This is a genomic window from Streptomyces iranensis (assembly GCF_017874715.1).
Classification (GTDB): Bacteria; Actinomycetota; Actinomycetes; order Streptomycetales; family Streptomycetaceae; genus Streptomyces; species Streptomyces iranensis.
In genome coordinates this window covers 262,810-281,491 of the sequence record NZ_JAGGLR010000008.1, presented here as the reverse complement: position 1 = coordinate 281,491, position 18,682 = coordinate 262,810, and the positions used below count along the sequence as shown (strand labels likewise).

The window sequence follows — 18,682 nt, the reverse complement described above, 5'->3', positions numbered from 1 at the left end:
GGAGTGACCCGATGAGCCCCCGCGACGCCGTCGCCCACCTCACCCCCGACCTGTGGGACCGGGCAGGCCGCCTCCTCATCCGCAAGGCCCTCGCCGAGTTCACCCACGAGCGCCTGCTCGCGCCCGAGCTCGGCCCCGACGGCCGCTACGCCGTGACCAGCGACGACGGGGCGGTGACCTACCGCTTCGCCGCCCGGGTCCTCTCCCTGGACCACTGGCTGGTCCAGGCGGACAGCATCACCCGCCACGACCGGACCGACGCCGAACTCCCCCTGGACGCGCTGGACTTCTTCATCGAGCTGCGCGGGCGGCTCGGCCTGAGCGAGGACGTCCTCCCCGTCTACCTCGAGGAGATCAGCTCCACCCTCTCCGGGACGGCGTTCAAACTGGCCGACGAGCCGGAGGCCGCCGCCCAGCTGGCCAAATCCGGCTTCCAGGAGATCGAGACGGGGATGACCGAGGGCCACCCCTGCTTCGTCGCCAACAACGGCCGCCTCGGCTTCGGCATCCACGAATACCTCTCGTACGCCCCCGAGACCGCGAGCCCCGTCCACCTGATCTGGCTCGCCGCCCGCCGCGACCGCTCCACCTTCACGTCCTCCACGGACCTGGACTACGACGCCCTGATCCACTCCGAACTGAGCGAGGAAACCCGGGCCCGCTTCGCACAGGCCCTCACCGATCTCGGCCTGGACCCGGCCGACTACCACCTGCTGCCGGTGCACCCCTGGCAGTGGTGGAACAAGCTGTCGGTCAGCTTCGCCGCCGAGGTCGCCCGGCAGCACCTGGTGTGCCTGGGCCCCGGCGACGACGAGTACCTGGCCCAGCAGTCGATCCGGACGTTCTTCAACACCAGCGACCCGTCCAAGCACTATGTGAAGACCGCGCTGTCGGTGCTGAACATGGGCTTCATGCGGGGCTTGTCGGCGGCGTACATGGAGGCGACACCGGCCATCAACGACTGGCTGGCCTCTCTGATCGCCTCGGACGAGACCTTCCGTGCCGCGGGTTTCTCCATCATCCGGGAACGAGCAGCCATCGGCTACCACCACCGCCAGTACGAGACGGCCACGGCGAAGGGCTCGCCGTACCGCAAGATGCTGGCGGCCCTGTGGCGCGAGAGCCCCGTCCCCTCCCTGGAACCCGGCCAGCGCCTGGCCACCATGGCGTCCCTCCTCCACACCGACCCGGACGGCGCCTCCTTCGTCAGCGCCCTCATCGAGGAATCCGGCCTCACCCCCGCCACGTGGCTACGCCGCTACCTGGACGCCTACCTCACCCCGGTGCTGCACAGCTTCTACGCCTACGACCTGGTCTTCATGCCGCACGGCGAGAACGTCATCCTGGTGATCGAGGACGGCGCCGTCCAGCGCGTGATCTTCAAGGACATCGCCGAGGAGATCGCCGTCATGGACCCCACCGCGGTCCTCCCCCCGACCGTGGAACGCATCCGCGTAGACGTCCCCGAGGACAAGAAACTCCTCTCGATCTTCACGGACGTCTTCGACTGCTTCCTGCGCTTCCTCAACGGCATCCTCGTCAGCGAGGGCCTCCTGGAGGAAGACACCTTCTGGCAGACGGTCGCCGACTGCGTCCTGTCCTACCAGCACTCGGCCCCCCACCTCGCGGACAAATTCGCCCAGTACGACATGTTCGCCGAGGACTTCGCCCTCTCCTGCCTCAACCGCCTCCAGCTCCGCAACAACCGCGAAATGGTAGACCTCCAGGACCCGGCCGGCGCCCTCCAGCTGATCGGCACGCTGAAGAACCCGATCGCGGGATTGGGGGCAGGGGCCTGATCCACCCGACGGCTCCGAGGGGGCCACATCGACCCCCTGGGACCTCCTCAAACCGAACCCCAGCCCCGAGCCCCCGCCACCCCGGAGCACCCGAACGCACCACGCACCCGACCCGCTACACTGTGACGGCGCGCCGCGGCGGCACCACCATGCCGCCCTGACGCCGGGCCTCCGTAGCTCAGGGGATAGAGCACCGCTCTCCTAAAGCGGGTGTCGCAGGTTCGAATCCTGCCGGGGGCACCATGCCTGACCAGGCCAAACGCCCCCACGATCTTGGATCGTGGGGGCGTTGACGGCAGAGGTTGACGGCAGTTCCTACCTACGGGGCCGGAGCAGCCGGTCCATGTGGCCCATCGCCTCACGACGGCTGTCGTCGTTCACATGCGTATAGACGTTCATCGTGACCGCGATCTGCGAGTGCCCCAGGATCTCCATCACGACGCGCGGGGCGATCCCGGCCGCGAAGAGCAGCGAGGCGCAAAGGTGCCGGGTGTCGTGCAGACGCATTCGTGACAGTCCGGCGGCCTCGGCGATGCGGCCGAAGGACCGGTACAGGTTTCGAGGCTCTATGGGGCTACCCCTGCGCGTGGTGAACACGTAGTCGCTGGCCTTCCAGTCCGCCCCGGCAGCGGCCCGCTGCGCGGCCTGCCGAAAGCGCTGCCAGCGGAGCGGGGCGACGCACATCAGCGGGATGGGGATCGTCCTCGCCCGACGGTTCTTGGTGGTGTCCTCGTACAGTTCCTTGCCCCCTCGCTGGAGCTGAGACCGCACGGTCAGCGTGCGCCGATCGAGGTCGACGTCTCGCCAGTGCAGGCCCAGGATTTCCCCACGGCGAAGCCCGAGCGCGACCGCGAGAACGAACGCCGCGTACAGGGGATCCGAACGCGCGGCCTCCAGGAACGTCCTGGTCTCGTCCAGCGTCCACGGCCGCAGCTCCCGAGACTCGACACGCGGCGCGGGGACCAGCTGCGCGACGTTGCGGCTGATCAGTTCCTCACGGCAGGCCGCCGTCAAAGCTGACCTGAGCACGCGGTGCGATTCCTTCGCGGTCGCGGCCGAGGCTTGCGCCGTGACAGCGGCGATCATCCGTCGTACGTTCGCGGTGCTGAGCGACTCCAGCCGACGCGTGCCCAGCTGTGGGACGAGGTAAAGGCGCACGTGCATCTCATACTTGTCGTACGTGGTGCGCTTGCGCTGAGGCGGCTTGATGTACTCCTCCAGCCAGTACGGCAGCCACTCGGAGAGCTTCGCGGACCGGGAAGGCGTCGGGATTCCCTGGCGCTCGCGCCGGACGAGCTCCTGACGCTTCTCGTCGCACTCTTCCCATGTGGCGCCATAGACCGTCTTGCGCTTGCGGGTGCCTTCAGGCTGCGGGACGTACACGCGGGCTTCGTAGCGGCCGTCCTTGCGCTGCCAGATGCTTCCAGCACCGTTGGGGTTCCTCTTCCGGGATGCCATCAGGCCGCGTTCTCCTCGATCTGTTCCTGAATGAAGGCGCGCAGACTGTCCGGCGACACACGCCGCGCACGCCCGACGGTGAAGCTGGGCAACTGGTGGGTTCGTATGAGGTCGTAGGTCTTGCTCCGGCTCAAGCGCAGAGCGGTCATGACCTCGGGGACTGTGAGGGCTACGTGTGTCGTTGGCAGGCCCGCGCTCACAACCAGGGGTCTCCTTCCGTCTTGCGGCGGTTGGCGTGGTCGCGTGCTTGGGCGATGTGGTGGCGTACCTGGGAGGCGAGGAGTTCTTCGCCGGGGCTGTAGCCGGAGGCCATGTATTGCCAGTGGGAGAGGACGAGGGTGGTTTCCTCGTCCAGCTCGGGCCGGTTGTCTGTGGTGCGTGCTTGCTCGGTGCGCCAGGTGCGGCGGATGTCGCGGAGTGCGCCGAGGGTGGTGGAGTAGCGGCGGGATTTGCTGGAGAAGTGGCCTCGGAAGCCGAGCATGTGGGCCCACTTCCAGAGCTTGAGTTCGGCGAACTCGGGGAGGTGGCCGAGGTTCCAGGCGGTGCGGATCATCTGGCGGACGTGGCTGTGCACGGGCAGGTCCGCGATGGGTTCGGACTGTCCGGTGCCCTCGCACTCGTCGCACAGATCCCGGAAGCCATCGGGACCACGCTGGTAGCCGCGTCCGGCGCAGTGGAGGCAGCGCAGGGAGCGATCCACGGTGCCGGAGTCCTCGGCACTCTTGGTGGCGTACTTGGCCACGTAGGCGGCGACCTTCTGATCGGTCAGTTCGCCATCGCCCAGAGCCACGATCTCGCGGATGTCGAGCTGATCGCCCCAGGTGAGTCGGCGTTCGCCGATGGCGTCGGAGTCCACGGTGAGCACGGCGCGTTCGGCCGCCTCGGTGACCGCGTGGGTGAGGGCATCGGCGGTGGCCCACTGGGGCGGGGGCTCGTTGCTGCCTTCGGGGCCGTCGAGGCGGATCACGGCGTGGAAGTGGACCAGGCCGCGCCGCTGGTACTCGGCGACCTTGGCGAAGGAGACGCGCAGCGTGGGCGTTCCAGAGCACGGCGCCGGTGTAGTCGTAGGTGGCCGGGGAGAGCGGGGTGCCCAAGGCGGGGTCGTCGACGGGGTGGCGGGTGCCGCAGCGGCAGGGCAGGTTCTTGCCCGCGTCGGTGGTGCGGCGGTTGTGGACCGGGCCGAACGACGGAGCGGTGAGGGTGACGAAGAGGCGGGGGTGTGTGCGCACGGTCTCCGGCACGCTCTTGCCGCCGGAGAGTCCGGCCCGGATCAGGTGGTAGGTGTCGGCGGCATAGAGGCGGGAGCAGGACGGACAGCGCGAGGAGCGGCGGTTGCCGCAGGCGGTCAGCAGCCGCCCGGTGGGTTCGTCGGCGGTGCTGTACGAGCGGACGATGGTGTCCGTTGCTGTGTCGCGGGTTTCGGTGGAGCCGACGAGCTGAATCGGTCGGGTGCAGCCGCGGATTCGGTTGATCTGGTCTTGGACGCGGTCGAAGTCGGGGAGGTGGGCGAGGTGGATGAGGTCCCGCAGGGCCAGGCTCGCCACGTGGCGCAGGTCCAGAGGGGCTTTCACGGGTGACGCATCCTTTCGAGGAAGAGGACCCCAGGCAGCACTCGGCCAGGGGCGCGGGTGCTGCTCGGGGCATGGCGAATCGAGCCCGGTTGGGGCGGGGGGTTTCTGGGTTGCCGGGACGGCCGGCACGGGGTCAGAGCTGGGCGTGTGCGGCGGTGGCCAGCGGCAGTGCGACGCCGAGGCGGGTCCGGAGCTGAGCCGGGGTGATGGGTTGGCCGTGTTCGGCCCGGTAGGTGTCGGCGATGGTGCGGGCCGCGTTCAGCAGCGGCACGGGCACCGTGACCGCTGGGGAAGTCTCCGGCTTCAGCGCGACCGGTGGCGAGACCGGCTCGGCGGTCGGGGCAGGCTCCGGCGCAGACGCCGGAGTGTCAGGCGCGGCCGGGGCCGGGGCTGGTGCCGGGGTTTGGGTGGTGTGGGCGATGGTGTGGAAGTGGCGCAGGAGTTGGGGGCCGACGGCTCCCCAGCCCAGGAGGAGGAGCGGGGCGACCGCGTCCACGGCGGCCCGGCCGTAGTGCCCGGCGACGATGGGTTCGGCGATGTTGAGGGCCAGGGTCAGCAGCCCGGACACGTGCATCAGCCGAGTGGCGCCCTTGATCTGCTCGGCCGGGACGCCGCGCAGGGACAGGTAGCGCAGGGCGACCAGGAGGCCGACGACGGACAGGTCCACCATCGGGGCGATCAACGGGGCGATGGGGCCGGGGACGCCGAGGCGCAGGGCCAGGGCCCAGACGTTGCCGAAGGAGAAGACGAAGGCCAGGGCCGCGATGATGCCCATGATCACGGTCACCGTGCGTTGAGTGATCCGATCTTCAGACATGTGGGGTTCACCTCCTTCCAGGTGTCGTGACGAGCGGGCCGGGACGGGTCAGGCCGCTTCCCGCTTGGTGAGCGGGTCGTCCACCCGCATCGCGGAGGCCGCCAGTTGTTCCAGGAGTTCGGCGGGGTCGCGGGTCAGGTGGGCGGTGTCGGTGGCGATGCGGGCCGCGTCGGCGTCGGCGACGTAGGGCGTGCGGATGCGGGCGAAGCCGGGGCGACCCTGATGAGCCATGGCAGCCACGCCGAGGTAGGCAGGGTCCTGGAGCGCTGTCGGGCTGGAGTCTGGCCAGTTGCGGATGTCTTCCCCCAGCGCGACCACGGCTGCTTCAGCGGTCTTCTGGGCGAAGGACAGGCCCACCGGGCACACGTCCCGGATGAAGGTGGGGATGGCGTCCCCGGTCGCCTTCTGCGTCGCGATGATCACCAGGATGCCGACGTTGCGGCCCTTCTTCACCAGGTCCTCCACCAGCCGCGCGTTCTCGGCGGCGAGCGCGGCGAGCTTCTTCGTCCGGGATGCGCTACTGAGGCTTTCGCCCTCCCAGTCCGTCCCGACAGCGGTCCGCCGCGTGGCCTGCCGAAGGGTTGCCACCGAGGCGGGGTGACGCACAACAGCGGGATGGGATCGTCCTCGCGCGCCGGTTCTTGGTGCTGTCCTCGTACAGCTCCCTGCCGCCGCGCTGGAGCTAGGTCCGCACGGTCAGAGTGCGCCGGTAGGTCCACGTCGCGCCAGTGCAAGCCCAGGATTTCCCTACGACGGAGCCCAAGCGCGACCGCGCTGCGAGAGCGCGAGCGCCGACGCCACCTCCTGTGCGCCCCCGTGCCGTGGCATCACGCGCCCAGCGGATGGCAGAAAAGGTGGGAGGCACGTCATTGCTGCCGTCCTTCTCGGCGGCCAGCATGGACACCATGGAACGGCGCACCGTGCTCATCGTCCTTTTCGACGGCGTACTGAGCCTGGACTTCACCGGGCCGCTGGAGGTCTTCGCCGGTGCGGCCGGTGCGGTCCCCGGCGCGTACGACATCAGGACCGGCAGCCTGGACGGCTCACCGGTGCGCACCTCCAGCGGGTTGTCGGTCACGCCGGACCTCGCGCTGTCTGACGCGTCCGCTCCGCACACCCTGATCGTGCCGGGCGGTGAGGGCACCCGGGCGATAGATCCGGGGGTGGTGGCGTGGCTGCGGGAGAACGCCCAGGCGGCGCGGCGTCTGGTGTCGGTGTGCACCGGGGCCTATGCGCTGGCCGCGGCCGGGCTGCTGGACGGACGCCGGGTGACGACCCACTGGGCGCTGTGGGAGGGGCTGGCCGAGCGGTTCCCGGCCGTGGAGGTGGATCCGGGCCCTATTTACATCCGCGACGGCCCGGTGTCCACCTCCGCCGGGGTCACCAGTGGCATCGACCTCGCGCTCGCCCTCGTGGAGGAGGACCTCGGCCGTGATGTGGCGCTCACCGTCGCCCGCTTCCTGGTCGTCTTCCTCCGCCGCCCCGGCAATCAGCGGCAGTTCAGCGTCCAGCTCGCGGCGCAGAGCGCACAGCGCCGTCCGCTGCGCGACATCCAGCAGTACATCGCCGAACACCCCGATGCGGATCTGTCCGTCAGCGCCCTGGCTGAGCGGGCGAACCTCTCGCCCCGCCACTTCGCCCGCGCGTTCCGGGAGGAGATCGGCACCTCACCTGGCCGGTACGTGGACCAGGTGCGGCTCGAAGTGGCGCGGCGGCTGCTGGAGGACACCGGATACGGGATTGAGGAGGTCTCGCGCGCCTGCGGCTACGGCACACCGGAGGCCATGCGCCGCGCCTTCGTCCGCGACCTGGGCACGGCACCCGCCGAGTACCGGCGTCGGTTCCATCCCTGAGTACACGTCATAGCCCCTTACCGAGAGGCACCATCGTGCAGATCGCGATCCTGCTCTACGAACACTTCACCGCCCTCGACGCCGTCGGTCCGTACGACACCCTGGCCGGACTGCCAGGGGCTCAGCCGGTGTTTGTGGCCGAACGCCGTGGCCCGGTGCGCAACGACAGCGGCAGCCTCCACCTGGTGGCCGAGGCCACGCTGGAAGAAGTCGCACGGCCGGACGTCGTGCTGGTGCCCGGCGGCCCCTTCCCGGACGAGCAGCAGAAGAACCCGGAGGTGCTCGCCTGGCTGCGGGCCGTGGACGCCACCACGACCTGGACCACGTCGGTGTGCACTGGTTCGCTGATCCTCGGCTCGGCCGGACTGCTCACCGGCCGCCGTGCGACCACCCACTGGACCACCATGGACGGCCTCCGGGCCCTGGGGGTGGAGGCCGTGGACGAGCGCTATGTGTTCGACGGCAAGTACGTCACCGCAGCGGGCGTCTCGGCCGGGATCGACATGGGCCTGGCCCTGGCCGGGCAGATCGCCGGGGACGCCACCGCGCAAACCGTGCAGCTGATGCTCCAGTACGATCCCCAGCCGCCCTACGACTCCGGCTCACCGCACAAGGCCCCCGCCGAGCTGACTGCCCGGATGCTCCAGGAAGGTGCTTAAAGCGTGTCGCAGAAGGCCGTGATCAAGCCGTTTGAGCTGGGCTGGGCTGTTGCCCGCTGAGACGGTGGCCTGACGGCAGTCGTTGACGGCAACAGGGGTGCACATAGCCGTATCGCGAGATTCGTCCGCGCACCGGGCGGGCTGGGGCTAGGTGTCGTCAGACTGATCACCACACCAGGCGTGACGAACTCCTAAAGCGGGTGTCGCAGGTTCGAATCCTGCCGGGGGCACAACGCAGATGGGAAACGAAATCCCGTCCGTGCGACCGGCCCGCATCGCTTCTGTGGCGATGCGGGCCGTTGCGTCGATCGTGTCGCTGGTGAGCACTACCCGGCAGCGGGCACTGCTGGTGCGTTTGTCGTAGACCTAGACAATCCTTGTTCTAACTGGTCAGAGGCACTTTCTGCTTGTATGCCCGCCTGTCGGACAGCCCGCTTCATGAAAAGCGCGAGGTTAAGGGGCCTTGCCCACGCCCATACATTTGTGCGGGTCAGGCCGCAGGCTTCGCCACTTCCGCCTCTGCGGCACGGGCGAGGCGTTCGACCCAGTCCTGGTGATAGTGGTAGAGCGCACCGGGATTCTTGCGCCCGAGCTCCTCGATGAAGAAGGAGCCCTGCTGCGTTTCCTCGGTCAGCACGTGACAACCATTGTCCGTGGGCGTGATGACCCAGCCGTGGTACGCGCTCGAACCGGTTTCGTCGCCGTCGACTGTCGTCTCCCACGCGAGCCTGGTGAAGGGCTCGCACTCCGTCACGTTGAGAGTCATGGGAAATCCAACCGTCACTCGGCTGTACTTGGTTCCGAGCGCCAGTTCTGACTCACCACTCAGAATTTTGACCTGATCTTCGGCAGGAAAGTAGCTCGACCAGTTCTCGGCGTCGACGAGCAGCTTCCATACCACCTCAGGCGGCGCCTTCACATCGATGTCGTTGAGCGCGTAGATAGCCGACAATTTAGGGTCATACCGCTCAGGCCATTTCACCTTGTCGTACATCGGTCACTTCTCCTTCATGAATGTTTTGGAAAGAACTGTTCAATACGTTCAACTGCTGTGGCCGAGGGTCGATTCCCTTGGCGCCCGAGCTTTGACCTTCGCATCTTCTATGAATCCCCCTCGGGAAATTGATGCCATGTGATCCCGAGTTGGTGCGTGAAGACGGGTGAGGTCGAGTTGCCCTGATCATGTCCCGGCAGCGCCCCTGCAGAGCCGGGGACAGCCACAGCACCGTGGCGGCGGTGCTTGGCCGAGTTGTCGGGCTGGCCGTCGCCGACCCGGTCGCACTCGGCCAGGGTGCCGCCCGGTGCCGCCCGGTGGCGACCGGTGGCGACCGGTGGCGCCCGGTGGCGACCGAGATACCGAACCCGGCGGCAACCTGGGCAATGGGGTGCAAGATCCCGCCGCACCAGCGTGCCCCGGTTGCTTTGGTGTACGTGCGTAAGCACGGGTCCCGCCACTGACCCTCGTGGGTGACGATAAGGCTAGTGACCCACTCGACGAACGGGTAAGGCAGGCGAGCAAAAGAAGCAATAATACTGCTTCCCGGCTTCAGGGCGCGCCGCATTTCCAACCGGAACGGTTCGTTCAGAGTTCGCCGGGAACGGCAAAACGGTAAAACACGCCGCCGACCGGCTGGATGCCCATGAGCAGCCAGACCGCGTTTTCGAAGTCGCGGGCTCGTGAGAGGTCTCCGACGCGCACTGGGTCGTAGCCGGCGTCGCGGATGAGATGCTCGGTGACGTCGACGGCTCCCTCGTCAGCGACGTACCAGTTGCTCGGCCGCACTCGCTGCTTGCGCACTTCGCCGTACAGGGCTCCGAAGTTCATGTTGAAGCTCTTGGCCACCGGGGCGTGGGTGAAAAACTTCACCTCCTCGGCGTATGACGGAAAGTTGCCATGACGAGCGGGCATGATGTTGGTCGCGTCGATCGCGATCTTCCCCTCGAGCCCTGTCACCTTGCTCAGGGCGTCCGAGATCTTTGCGCCGGGTACTGCAACCAGGACGGCGTCCGCGTCCGAGGCATCCCCACCCTCACGGCCGAGCTCTTCGACCTCGTGGCCTGCGGCCCGCCACAGGCTGGCTAGTCCTCCGCCGATCATTCCTCTTCCGATCGCGACAATCTTCATTCTGTGACTTCCCTCAGTTGAACGTTGACGTAGGCCAGTTGAGCGTGAATGACGCTTCATGTGCGGCTGACGGCCACCGAGTTTCTTACGGCGTCCAGACCGGCAGCATGCGAAACAACGGGCTCGTATCCGAGCTCGGCTACGGCCTTGTCCGTCCGCAGGGTGCACTGCTGCCCGAGGAACCATCGAACGGGAACGGGGACCTCGCGGGCGGCGGTCTCGGCGTCCATGTCGGGGATCGGGATATCGACGCCATAGATCTCGAACTGGGTCTCCAGGAACTCGCGCAGGGTGACGCGGTGCCGGTCAGTGACGAAGTAGGCCTGACCCGGTCGGCCGCGCTGCCATCCGAGCATGAGTCCCTCGACAGCGTTCTCGACGAACGTGACGTCAGTTGTGTGCCGGCCTCCGCCGATCCAAGCGAACTGCCCCGCCTTCGCCGCCGCTGCCAAGCCTTCGATGAGGAAGCTGTCGGGACCCCAGACGAACCTCGGGCGAATCGATACCGTGGCGAAGTCCGGGGCATTCGCGTCGAGCACGATCTTCTCGGCCACGGCCTTCACCTCACTGTAAACGGCTTCCGAGTCGGGCCGCAGAGGCGCGGTCTCGTCGACGTCCACGAGCGGGGCACCGGCGAGGAGCGCGGCTTCGCTCCCGCAGTGGACGAACCGTGGAACCCGCGCGTAGCGGGCCGCATTGACGGCTGCCTGGGTGCCGCGAACCGTCACAAGCTCATGACGCTCACGAGTAGCGGTGACATCCGTCTCGGCAGCGAGGTGGAACACCACATCGCTGCCCGTCAAATCGTTCTGCCAGGTGGGCGGGTCGATCAACTCGCCCCGCACGGGCTCCGCGCCCAGCGCCGAGACCTTTGCGGCCGATGTCTCACTTCGAACCAGAACACCCACCGAGTGCCCCTCGCCGAGGAGCCGACGTACCAGCACCTGGCCGATGAACCCCGAACCGCCGGTGACGAACACCTGTGCCATGAACCTCTCCTTCGCTCTGTGTGAACCCCTCGCCTGCCTTGAGCGAGAAGGTGTCGTGGATGAGAGCAATCAGGGATGCGCAGGGCTTCCCTTGACCGCATTCATGCTTTGAAGGTCTGCGATAGAATTTTTGGATGGCTTCTCTTCGCGCACTGGAGTGTCTTGTCGCGGTCGCGGACTCCGGATCGATCACGCAGGCCGCACTGCTGCTGCATTCGTCGCAACCCGCTGTCTCTCATCAGCTCGCTTCGTTGGAACGCGAGACCCGAACGGTCCTGCTTCGCCGCGAGCCCCGGGGGGTCAAACTCACTCCTGCAGGGCGTGCCGCCGTCGCGGATGCCAGACGAGCGATCGAAGCGGCCGCCTCTGCGGTGAGGTCGGCACGTGCAGCGGGGCAAGCGGCCGGCGGGGTCTTGCGGTTGGCCTGTGCGCAGAGCCTCACGGTGCCGCTGCTCGCTGCGGTCATTCGCCAGTGGCATCGCCGCTACCCAGGGGTCGCGATCACGCTGCGCGAGTCCACGGTGATGGACGAGGCGCTCGGCCTCGTCGACTCCGACGAAGTCGACATGGCAGTGCTGACCGCTCCCTCGACCGGCCGCTTCACGATCACCGCCATCGCCGAGGAGGAGATCGTGTTGGCGGCACCCGTCGGCCACCTGCTGGCCGAGCGGTCGGCTGTACGCCTTGAGGACCTTGAAGGTGCGCCGCTCGTTCACTTCACACCGGACAACGGCCTCAGCTCCTGGCTCGACCAGTCCTTGGCTCACGCCGGAGTCCACCCGGAGACGGTGATGAGGACATCGGTGACCGCGACGGCACCACAGCTCGCGGCCGCCGGTTTGGGAATCGCCGTGTGCCCCGTGAGTGCGGTTAGTCATGGCTTTCCGGGAGCAGTGCGATCGTTCTCTCCGCGGTGGGTCAGGCAACTGGTGGCGGTGACGTCCGCGGAACCGGATCCGCTCGTCGCACGGTTCATCGGCGACCTGCGCAGTCACGGCATGCGTGTGCCTCGCGGTGTGCGGACTCAGCTCGCACAGGACGGTCCTCCGGCCGAGACACCACGACCGTCCTCCTGAGAATCGCCGCGCAGCCGACGCAGCAGACTCGATCATGATTCCCACGGCGATCGCGCACCGCGGAGTTCAAACGGGACGCTGTCGCGAGGCGCTGCGAGAAGCCGCGGTCTTCTTCGCGGGGGAGAGCGATCGGTGAACGAGACGTACGCGTTCATCGAGCGTGTGAGCCGCAAACATGTGGCCCGGGTGGTGCGCGAGCACGGCATCCAGGGCGTCACCCCGCGGCGCCGCGGACGGTGGCCGCTGACCCGGCCGGACAAGAGGGCGAGGCCGGCCCCGGGACCTGATCGGCCGCGACGTCCACGCCGAGCGTCCCGGCACCAAGCTGGTCGGGGATGTCACTGCCCTGCCCACCGCCGAGGGCTGGCTCTACCTCGCCTGCTGGCTCGACCTACGTAGTCAGGCCTGGCCTGCGCACGGTGACCCGCGGCCATCGACATCCGATGGCAGTGGCATCGAAAGAATTTATGGATACCCGAGAGTTGCTTCGGGAATTCGATGGCTCCTCCGCGGGTTGAGTTCGTCATGATCAATGTGCAAACCGCTTCCGAGACAACCGATGAAACAATCACCAGAACCCGCAGAACACCCATCGGGCTGTACGCGCTCGCTCTGGCCAGCTTTGCTCTTGGCCTTGCAGAATTCGTGATCGCCGGTCTCCTGCCGGATGTCGCAGGTGATCTGTCGGTCAGCGACGGCAGCGCGGGCACCCTCGTGACGTCGTACGCGGTCGGCATCATCGTGGGCGCACTCGCCCTGACCACAGTCCTCAGCCGCATTCCGCCCAAGTCGGCCCTGGTCTGGCTCGGGGTCGTCTTCGTGATCGGGAACCTTCTCTGCGCGCTGGGCCCGAACTTCGGAGTCGTCCTCGTGGGACGGATTCTCGCCGGGACGACCAACGGGGCGTTTCTCGGCACAGGCATAGTCGTCGCCGTCAGCCTGGTCGACGCGCATAATCAAGGCCGGGCCATCGCCACCATGCTGGGCGGACTGACGTCCGCGAACGTGCTCGGTGTACCGCTGGGCACCATCCTGGGCCAGCAGTTCGGGTGGCGGGTCGTGTTCGGTGTCATCGTGGCCATCGCGACCGTCGCGACTGGGTCCATTCTCGCCGTCGTCCCCCACGTGGCTTCCGCACCAACGAGTTCGCTCGCCGATCTGCGCCACCTCCTCAACCGCCAGGCTCTCTTGTCGATGGGGATCGCGACGTTCGGGTTCGGCGGCATGTTCGGTGCCTTCACCTATGTCTCCCTGACGCTGACCAAAGTCTCGGGCTACTCCCCCAGCGCCGTGCCCTGGCTGCTCGTGCTCTTCGGCGTCGGCCTGGTCGTGGGCAACGTCCTCGGCGGCCGCTTGATCGACCGCGCGCTGGACGCCACCGTGACGCTGGCACTGGTCGGCCTACTGGCTGTACAGATCCTCTTCGGACTGCTGGCCGGCAATCCCGTCATCGCGGCGATCGCACTTGGCCTCATGGGAATGTTCGGTTTCGCCGCCGCGCCCGGCTACCAGCATCGCGTGATGCGGCACGCACGCGCTGCCGGAGCGATCGCGTCCGGGGCGCCAATTGCGGCGGTGAACCTCGGCAACGCCCTCGGCTCATGGATCGGGGGGCTCGTGATCACGGCCGGGCTCGGCTACACCTCACCCGTCTGGATGGGCACCGTGGCCACCGGCCTCGCTCTTACTCTCCTCGCGGTGGCTGTCCGTGCCGCCCGTAAAGGCGCCTGAGACGCCGTAGGACCATCGAAAGGGCCGATGTGAACACCGAGGAGATGGGCGCATTCCGCGACCTGCCTCGTTTGGTGAGCCGCCGCGAGGCGTCGGCATCACCGAAGTGTGTGCCCGGTGTCGAGAGAGATCGATCCGGCCTGTCGTCACGGATGATCGCCTCCTCGCGTAAACGTCCGGGGATGGGGTGTCGGGGTGGGGTCAGCTCGCGATGGCGAATGAGTCGCGATCGCCGGCGCCGGCTTCAGCGAGCCGTCCGCGATCGCGAGAGGGCCGGAGAGTGGGTCGGCGTTCCGAAGGGCTATTCGTTCCACATGACGCTGTCGTACTCCCGCGAGCCCTTCTGCTGCGACGCGTTGCTGTTCTCCTTACTCATGTGCGGACTCTTGAATCCATAAACGTGCTCCGGAGCTGGGCTGCGAACTCGCTGACCGCAGGCCGTGCATCCCCCGGGCGGAGATGCAGGGTGATGGCGAACGCCGGCAACTTCGGTAGGCCGGCATTTCCGTCGAGAATCGTCAAATCACCGGCAACGGTGGACATGAGACTCGCGGTGATGGCGAGATCCGCACGCACAGTGGCGACCGTCGCTTCCAATGACCCGTTCTCGAACACGGTTCTCCACCTCCTCCCGTCTCGTCGCAGCGCGTCTAGAACCGTTGGACGGAAGGTGCAGGTCTCGGACGCCACGGAGATGGGAAGTGGTATCGCCGTATGAGCGCGGCCAGCCTGGGCGCCTACCCATACCAGCCGGTCGATGGCAAGGCATTCCCCTTCAGGCTGGTCGACAGGCTCTTCCGTGAGTGCGATGTCGAGTTCACCGCGCTTGAGCGCGGCAACCAGCGCGGGCGAAGACCCGCTGGTCAACGACAGGTCCACCTGTGGATAACGCTCTGAGAAAGTCCGCAGTGCCGGCGGCAGCATCGTGCCCATGAGGTCTACCGGGACGCCGAGTCGAACCCTTCCCCCGACGATCCGCCCGTTCATCTCAGTCCAAATGTCATCGTTGAGATCCAAGAGCGCGCGTGCTCGCCCGATCAGCCGTTCACCCATCGCCGTCAGCCGGAGACCGCGACTGTCCCGCACGAACAGCTTGCACCCGAAGGTCGATTCCAATCTGGCGATTTGCTGACTGACGGCGCCCTGCGTCAGGTTGAGGATCTTGCCCGCAGCGGTCATGCTCGACTGCTCCGCAGCTACCACGAAGGTGCGAAGGAGCGTCACGTCCAGACTTTTCACAGGGATATTATGCTTCATAATGTCAGTCATTGCCAACATTCGTTATGCTGATGTCCCTGGGTGGGGTTAGACAGTACACATGATGCAGGAAGGGATTTTTTCGCTCGCTGTGTTCGCGGTGGTCGCCACGATAACGCCGGGGGGCGCGACGACGTTGGCCACCGACTCGGGGGCGCGCTTCGGCTACCGCCGGTCGGTGCCTTTGATGGCAGGCATCGCTGCCGGTCTTGCGTCGATGGCCGCACTCGCCGCCGTTGGCCTCAGCACGGCGATTCTCGCCGTGCCGTCACTCCAACTGATCCTGAAGCTGTTGGGCACCGCATACCTTCTGTGGCTCGCCTTCAAGATCGCGCGAAATGGCGCACCGCAAAGTTCCTCGGCGCCGACCTCACCGGCTGGCTTCGTGACCGGGGTGTGGCTGCTCTGGCAGAATCCCAAGGGCTGGACAATGACCTTGGGCGCGGCAGCGTCCTTCGCGACTCTCGCGGACGGTCCCACGCGGCTGGCGACACTGCTCGGTGTCGCGTTCGCGGTCGCAAGCTCGGTTTCGCTGTCGATCTGGTGCGTCGCCGGGCTTCTCCTTGCTCGACGACTTCGCAGCGAGCGGCAATGGCAGGTATTTAATCTCATCCTTGCACTGACTCTGGTCATGTCGATTGTGCCGATGTGGCTCGAGTAGCCAGTCGCGAACCTGTCGGTTCCGGCTGGATCATGGTTCTGGATCACTTTCGGTGCCGGAGCGGCCCTGGCGGTTGTTCATCAACTCGGCGAACGCCCGCACGTGGTCGGCGTCCGGTGGAGCTCCGGGCAGCGGGCTTGAAGTGGGAGGTAGGTCCGAGTGCGGCAGGATGGGAAACCAACGAGGCTCCGGGAACCGCGGCGCCCGCGGTTCCGCCCCGGCTTCTCCGCCGCCCTCCGCCGCTACAAACGCCTCCTCAAACCGACCATGCAGAATACGGTGCAATTACTAATAGTTAACAGATTATGCTATTCTTGGTTACGTGGAATTTGCGCGCTCCAAGTCTTTCGCATCAGCGGTTTATGGACACGCCGGACTGATCAAACGGCGGGATGGGGCCATGACCTCTGCACTGCGGCGTATGTACGATCGACTGGGAGCTAGCACTGGCACTGTGTACCTGATGTCCGCAGAACGCAGGATGCTGGAAGCCGCCATGACGGTGGACTCACCGTTGAGCTTCTCCATCACGCCGGCGATCGATCCGGAAAATCTTGCTTGGCCGACGTCCATCGCGTATCGGACGGGGCAAGTGGTGGTGTTCGACGAGAGAGAGGCGCGTCGCGTCACCCGCCATTCGCCGGCGGCCGTGGTCAGCGTCGCGTTTCCCATGACAGTGGTGTGCGCGCCGCTACGCACCTCTCGGCATCGCTTCGGGATTATTGGACTGCGCTGCGTACCACCTCGGCCGATCGCCGAGGAAGAGGCGGCGTACGTGCTGAGCATCGCTGACGAGCTGGCTGTCGAATTGGAGAACCTGGCCGACCAGGGCTTGCCCATCGAGGGGGCCTCGGTTCCGCTGTTTATCTCCGGCCGTCCAGGATCGTCGGCCCGTGAGGGGGAGGGGCGCCAACACGGTCGACCGGAGGCGGCTGCGACATCGGTAACGGGTAGCAGCTACCTGTACCAACTCCAACGGCTATCCACAGAGCTCACCGCCGCGGCCCGCGTACCCGACATCCTGGCCATAGCCTATGCCCACATAGTCCGGCCCTTCGGCGGACAAACAATGACACTGTGCTTGGTGGAAGAAGAACGCCTGCACGTACTCGGCGCCGCCGGGCTGTCCAGGGAGGAAGTCCAGTACGTCGAAGGGACATCACTGGGCCAGCACACTCCTGAGACGGACACCATCAATAACGTCGAAGTCAATATCTTCACGTCGATCGAAGAATTCCGGCAGAAGTATCCCCACTTCGGCATCGATCCGGAGCGCTGTGCACGTGCCTATCTCCCCCTGATTTCCAGCGGCCGCGCAGTGGGCTGCTGCTCGCTGGAATTCGACAGTCCCGGCGCCCCATTGTCCGCTGAACAGATCGCCCTCCTGATGATCATGCTAGAGCAGGTGGGCCACTCCCTCGAGCGGGCTCGGTCCTACGAGATTGACCATGCCCTCAAGCGCATCTTGCAGCGCGGTCTGCTGCCAAGAAGCCTTCCGCACCTGCCCGGGGCAGTCACCACCGCCCGTTACTTTCCCGCCGGCGAGCAGGCAGAAGTCGGAGGTGACTGGTACGACGTGGTGACGTTGCCGGACGGCGGCCTAGGGCTCGTCATCGGCGACGTGCAAGGACACAGCATGGAGGCCGCCGCCTTGATGGGCCAGTTGCGCAGCAGCGTCCGCGCCTACACCACCGAGGGGCACGGGCCCGCTACTGTGCTCGAACGAAGCAACCGCTTGCTCACCGAGTTGGACACCGACCTGTACGCCACGTGTTGCTGCATGTGGCTGGACCTGGCGACGGGTACGGTGACCGCGGCCACCGCCGGACATCCCGAGCCGCTGATCACCGACGCCGGCGGACGGCCCATCCGACCGTGTTTGACGCCCGGCCCACCATTGGGCATCGATAAACGTGCCACCTACCGACAGAGCGAAGCCCAGGTTCCGCCCGGAGCGGTTGCCGCACTCTTCACGGACGGCCTGCTGGATTCTCGACGTCTGGGCACCGACGGCGCGATTCAGCGGCTCGCCCGTCTGCTGGCTGAAAACTACGGCGAGGATCTGGAAGCGCTGGCCGATCGGATGATCAGCAACCACGGCGGAGGCCAGGCACACGACGACGCCGCACTCGTCCTGGTGCGCTACGAAGGAGGGCAGTCCCACAAACACTCCCGCATCGCACGAGCGTCCGTACAGCGCCACGATCTGCAAGGGGTTTCGTCTGTCCGAGACTTCCTGCGGGAGCTGCTGCGCCAGTGGAATGTGTTGCCCCTCCTCGACGAGCTGGCACTGACGGTCTCCGAGGTCGTCACCAACGCGCTGATCCACGCTCAAAGTGACGTAGACCTGCGCTTGCGGGCATATCCGGACCGCATACGGGTGGAGGTCCGCGACAGCGATCCATATCCTCCGGTGCCCACCGCCCTCCTCCACGACGACGCACGCAACCAAGAGGCTGAGTCCGGGCGCGGACTGCTGATCGTTGACGCACTCACCCAGACGTGGGGAAGCTCGCCCTCAGGGCGCGGCAAGACCACTTGGTTCGAGATCGGCATCCCCAACAAGTAGCCCTCCAGACTGGGGCGGGCCCGACTTCGTTCGTGTGCTGACGCCTTCGGCGCCTCCGTTGATCAGCGGCGCACTCCACCGGCCGAGACGACTGGTCTAATCTGATGCTACGGTTAA

At 66.7% G+C, this 18,682-nt stretch carries 14 protein-coding genes, 1 tRNA gene and 2 pseudogenes; 8 read left to right on the top strand and 9 right to left on the bottom strand.

Going from position 1 to position 18,682, the window contains the following annotated elements; genetic code table 11:
* Nucleotides 1–11: 11 nt before the first annotated feature.
* Both J2Z30_RS16725 and J2Z30_RS16720 read left to right on the top strand, forming a co-directional pair.
* Nucleotides 12–1,799: an IucA/IucC family protein gene (locus J2Z30_RS16725; protein ID WP_044571211.1), complete on the top strand. Its 1,788-nt coding sequence runs from the start codon at nt 12–14 to the stop codon at nt 1,797–1,799.
* A gap of 167 nt (nt 1,800–1,966) precedes the next feature.
* Nucleotides 1,967–2,042, top strand: a tRNA-Arg gene (locus J2Z30_RS16720).
* A gap of 72 nt (nt 2,043–2,114) precedes the next feature.
* Here the strand turns inward: J2Z30_RS16720 and J2Z30_RS16715 are convergent.
* From J2Z30_RS16715 to J2Z30_RS16695, 5 genes and pseudogenes are all read right to left on the bottom strand, one after another.
* Nucleotides 2,115–3,257 carry a tyrosine-type recombinase/integrase gene (locus tag J2Z30_RS16715; protein WP_044571212.1) on the bottom strand — a complete coding sequence of 381 codons (1,143 nt, stop codon included), beginning with the start codon at nt 3,255–3,257 and terminating at the stop codon, nt 2,115–2,117.
* A complete protein-coding gene (locus J2Z30_RS16710) occupies nt 3,257–3,457 on the bottom strand; it encodes a helix-turn-helix domain-containing protein (RefSeq protein WP_044571214.1) in 201 nt (66 codons plus the stop codon). Before J2Z30_RS16710 ends, J2Z30_RS16715 begins: the two co-directional genes overlap by 1 nt.
* Nucleotides 3,454–4,828 (bottom strand): annotated as a pseudogene (locus tag J2Z30_RS16705) (replication initiator). The gene J2Z30_RS16710 and the pseudogene J2Z30_RS16705 overlap by 4 nt, the downstream one beginning before the upstream one ends.
* Before the next feature lie 133 nt (nt 4,829–4,961).
* Nucleotides 4,962–5,645 (bottom strand): DUF2637 domain-containing protein, encoded by a 684-nt coding sequence (locus J2Z30_RS16700; protein ID WP_044571216.1) that lies wholly within the window; start codon nt 5,643–5,645, stop codon nt 4,962–4,964.
* Nucleotides 5,646–5,693: 48 nt separating this feature from the next.
* A pseudogene (locus tag J2Z30_RS16695) lies at nt 5,694–6,164 on the bottom strand (FtsK/SpoIIIE domain-containing protein); the annotation flags it as partial.
* A 386-nt stretch (nt 6,165–6,550) separates the two neighbouring features.
* Between J2Z30_RS16695 and J2Z30_RS16690 the strand changes: the two are divergent.
* Complete coding sequence (locus tag J2Z30_RS16690) at nt 6,551–7,498, top strand: GlxA family transcriptional regulator (protein WP_107073524.1); 948 nt, start codon at nt 6,551–6,553, stop codon at nt 7,496–7,498.
* Between the two features lie 35 nt (nt 7,499–7,533).
* Nucleotides 7,534–8,157: a DJ-1/PfpI family protein gene (locus tag J2Z30_RS16685; RefSeq protein ID WP_044571224.1), complete on the top strand. Its 624-nt coding sequence runs from the start codon at nt 7,534–7,536 to the stop codon at nt 8,155–8,157.
* Between the two features lie 490 nt (nt 8,158–8,647).
* Here the strand turns inward: J2Z30_RS16685 and J2Z30_RS16680 are convergent, their stop codons facing one another.
* The 3 genes from J2Z30_RS16680 to J2Z30_RS16670 all read right to left on the bottom strand — a co-directional run bounded on the left by J2Z30_RS16680 (nt 8,648) and on the right by J2Z30_RS16670 (nt 11,271).
* On the bottom strand, nt 8,648–9,151 hold the full coding sequence (locus J2Z30_RS16680) for an SRPBCC domain-containing protein (protein WP_044571226.1): 504 nt from the start codon (nt 9,149–9,151) through the stop codon (nt 8,648–8,650).
* 588 nt (nt 9,152–9,739) lie between these two features.
* A complete protein-coding gene (locus J2Z30_RS16675; RefSeq protein WP_044571232.1) occupies nt 9,740–10,282 on the bottom strand; it encodes an NADPH-dependent F420 reductase in 543 nt (180 codons plus the stop codon).
* A gap of 56 nt (nt 10,283–10,338) precedes the next feature.
* Nucleotides 10,339–11,271 carry an NAD-dependent epimerase/dehydratase family protein gene (locus tag J2Z30_RS16670; RefSeq protein WP_044571235.1) on the bottom strand — a complete coding sequence of 311 codons (933 nt, stop codon included), beginning with the start codon at nt 11,269–11,271 and terminating at the stop codon, nt 10,339–10,341.
* A gap of 134 nt (nt 11,272–11,405) precedes the next feature.
* On the opposite strand from J2Z30_RS16670, the gene J2Z30_RS16665 reads away from it, so the two are divergent.
* Together J2Z30_RS16665 and J2Z30_RS16660 are read left to right on the top strand one after the other, a co-directional pair.
* A complete protein-coding gene (locus J2Z30_RS16665; protein ID WP_044571238.1) occupies nt 11,406–12,347 on the top strand; it encodes a LysR family transcriptional regulator in 942 nt (313 codons plus the stop codon).
* A gap of 525 nt (nt 12,348–12,872) precedes the next feature.
* A complete protein-coding gene (locus J2Z30_RS16660; protein ID WP_078956707.1) occupies nt 12,873–14,078 on the top strand; it encodes an MFS transporter in 1,206 nt (401 codons plus the stop codon).
* Nucleotides 14,079–14,450: 372 nt separating this feature from the next.
* Here J2Z30_RS16660 and J2Z30_RS16655 read toward each other — a convergent pair whose 3' ends face one another.
* Entirely contained in the window at nt 14,451–15,317 is an 867-nt protein-coding gene (locus tag J2Z30_RS16655; protein WP_209468708.1) for a LysR family transcriptional regulator, read from the bottom strand.
* Nucleotides 15,318–15,396: 79 nt separating this feature from the next.
* Between J2Z30_RS16655 and J2Z30_RS16650 the strand changes: the two genes are divergently transcribed.
* Entirely contained in the window at nt 15,397–15,996 is a 600-nt protein-coding gene (locus tag J2Z30_RS16650) for a LysE family translocator (protein ID WP_209468707.1), read from the top strand.
* Nucleotides 15,997–16,459: 463 nt separating this feature from the next.
* Nucleotides 16,460–18,565, top strand: coding sequence for an ATP-binding SpoIIE family protein phosphatase (locus J2Z30_RS16645; RefSeq protein ID WP_209468706.1), 2,106 nt, complete (start codon nt 16,460–16,462; stop codon nt 18,563–18,565).
* Nucleotides 18,566–18,682 lie beyond the last annotated feature (117 nt).